Annotated in this window: 2 protein-coding genes; both read right to left on the bottom strand. The window is 69.5% G+C overall.

The features are described from left to right. Position 1 precedes the first annotated feature (1 nt). Complete coding sequence (locus FLX08_RS39640; RefSeq protein WP_142625394.1) at positions 2-1,009, bottom strand: ABC transporter permease; 1,008 nt, start codon at positions 1,007-1,009, stop codon at positions 2-4. Continuing rightward, a partial coding sequence (locus FLX08_RS39635; protein WP_244313238.1) for a sugar ABC transporter ATP-binding protein occupies positions 1,002-2,729 on the bottom strand: 1,728 nt, incomplete at its 5' end. The genes FLX08_RS39640 and FLX08_RS39635, both read right to left, overlap by 8 nt.

Raw genomic sequence — 2,729 nt, 5'->3', positions numbered from 1 at the left:
GTCAGGTGTGTGATGTGAGGCTGCGCCGCTGCAGGAGCACGGCGACGACGATGATCGCGCCCTTGGCGACGAGCTGGTCGGCGGTGTTGAGACCGTTGAGGATGAACAGGTTGGTGATCACCGTGAAGATCAGCAGACCCAGGATCGACCCGATGATCGTGCCCCGGCCGCCGCTCAGCAGCGTCCCGCCGATGATCACCGCCGCGATCGCGTCCAGCTCGTACAGATCACCATGCGTGGACGATCCCGTCGTGGTCCGCGCCATGATCAGCACCGCGGCGATCCCGCAGCACAGACCCGACAGCGCGTACAACATCAGCGTGTGCTTGCGCACGTCGATACCGGCCAGCCGCGCCGCCTCGGGGTTGCCGCCCACCGCGTAGGTGCGCCGGCCGAACGTCGTACGGTTCAGCACCAGCCAGCCGATCAGCACCACCAGCGCGAACACGTACACCAGCAGCGGCAGCCCGAGCAGCCGCGTGGTCGACAGGTCCACGATCAGCGAGTTGTCCGGCTGCACCAGCTGCGTGCGCTGGTTCGACATCCGCTGCGCCAGGCCGCGCCCGGCCACCATCATGGCCAGCGTCGCGATGAACGGCACCATCCGCCCGTAGGCGATCAAGATGCCGTTCAGCAGCCCCGCGCCGGTGCCGACCAGCACCGCGCACACGATCATCACGACCGGTCCGTAGGCCTGCGTGGCCAGCGTCGTCGCCCACACCGAGGCCAGCGCCATCAACGCCCCGACCGACAGGTCGATGCCACCCCCGATGATCACGAACGTCATCCCGACCGTGATCACCCCGATCGTCGAGGCCAGCGCCAGAATGCTCACCAGATTGGACGAGGTGGCGAAGTTCTCCGGCCTGGTCACCAGACCCACGATCGCCAGCAGCACCAACGCCGCGACCAGCCCCAGATGCCGGACCTCGCCCAGCCGGCCGAACCGCCCGCCCGGACCCGCCGCCACGCGCGGACCGGCCTGCGCGGCCTGATCGACCTCAGTCATCGAACGCTCCTTCAGAGGGGGAATGTGCAACACCCGACCCCGAACCAGAACCGGAGCCGGAGGCGGAACCGGGGGCGGTCCCGGAATCGGAGGCGGGGGTGGTCCCCGGCTCGGGGGCTGGGGCCTCGCCGGTGGCGGTTTGTCCAGTGGTTTGCTCGGTGGTTTGCTCGGCGGTTTGTCCGGGGGTTTGTGCGGTGGTTTGTGCGGTGGTCTGTTCGGTGGTCTGCTCGGTGGTCTGCTCGGTGGAGACCATCACCAGGTCGAGCACCCGGTGCTCGTCCAGGTCCTCGGCCGGGGCCTCGTGCACGATGCGGCCCTCCCGCACCACCAGCACCCGATCGGCCAGCCCCAGCACCTCGGGCACCTCGCTGGACACCAGCACCACCCCGATGCCGTCATCGGCCAGCCGGCGCACCAACGCGTACAACTCCGCCCGGGCCCCGACATCCACCCCACGCGTCGGCTCGTCCAGCAGCAGCAACTTGCGGTCCTCGGCCAGCCACCGCCCCAGCACCGCCTTCTGCTGATTACCACCCGACAACGTCCGCACCGCACGCCGCGGATCCGGCGGGCGAATGTCCAGCGCCTGGGCCAACCGCGTCGCCTCGGCCAGCTCCGCCCGCCGATCCAGCCACCCCAGCCACCGCGGCCGGGTATACCGGCTCAAACTCGCCAGCGTGATGTTCTGCGCCACCGGATGATCCAGCAGCAACGCCTGCGCCTTACGCTCCTCCGGCGCCAGGCCCATGCCCATCCGCACCGCCCGCGTCGTGCTGCCCGGCCGCACCACCCGCCCGTCCAGCACCACCCGGCCACTGGCCCGCCGCGCCCCGTAGATCGCCTCGACGATCTCACTGCGGCCCGACCCGACCAGCCCCGCCAGCCCGACGATCTCCCCCGCCCGCACACTGAACGACACATCCGCGAACCGGCCCGGCAGAGTCAGCTTCTCCACCCGCAACACCTCCGGCCGCCCCTCATGGGCATCCCGGCCCGGCCGCGGCGGGAACACATACTCCACATTCCGCCCGGTCATCAACGCCACGATCTGCGCCGTCGGGGTGTCCTTGGCCGACAACCCCACCGCGACCGTCCGCCCGTCCTTCAACACCGTGACCCGATCCCCGATCTCGCGGATCTCCTCCAACCGGTGGGAGATGTAGATCACCGCCACCCCCTGAGAGGTGAGATCACGGATCACCCGGAACAGGTTGGCCACCTCGTCATGCGCCAACGCCGCCGACGGCTCGTCCATGATGATCAACCGGGCCGAATGCGACAACGCCCGCGCCATGCTCACGATCTGCTTGTGCGCCGGCGACAACCGGCCCACCTCGGTCCGCGGCCGGATCTCCGCATGCCCCAGCCGCCCCAGCAGCTGCGCCGCCGCCCGATCGGCCTCACCCCGCCGCGAAAACCCCAGCCGCGCCGGCTCATGACCCAAGAAGATGTTCTCCGACACGCTCAACCCGTCCACCAGGTCGAGCTCCTGATAGATCGTCGCGATGCCGTGACCCATCGCCGCCGTCGGCGGCGCCAGCCGCACCGCGGCACCATCCAGCGACACCTCGCCCTCATCCGGCGCATGCGCACCCGACAAGATCTTGATCAGCGTGGACTTCCCGGCCCCGTTCTGCCCGAGCAGGCAGTGCACCTCACCGGCCCTGACCTCAAGGTCCACACCATCCAGCGCGCGTACGCCGGGGAACTGCTTGACGAT

This window comes from Microbispora hainanensis (assembly GCF_006874475.1).
In the GTDB taxonomy this organism is placed as follows: Bacteria; Actinomycetota; Actinomycetes; order Streptosporangiales; family Streptosporangiaceae; genus Microbispora; species Microbispora hainanensis.
Note: the sequence above shows the minus strand (reverse complement) of the source record. Positions and strands in the feature narration are given on the sequence as shown.

What these genes read in the sequence shown, in the direction of transcription:
- FLX08_RS39640 (WP_142625394.1), bottom strand. Translation starts at nt 1,009, where the DNA reads ATGACTGAGGTCGATCAGGCCGCGCAGGCCGGTCCGCGCGTGGCGGCG.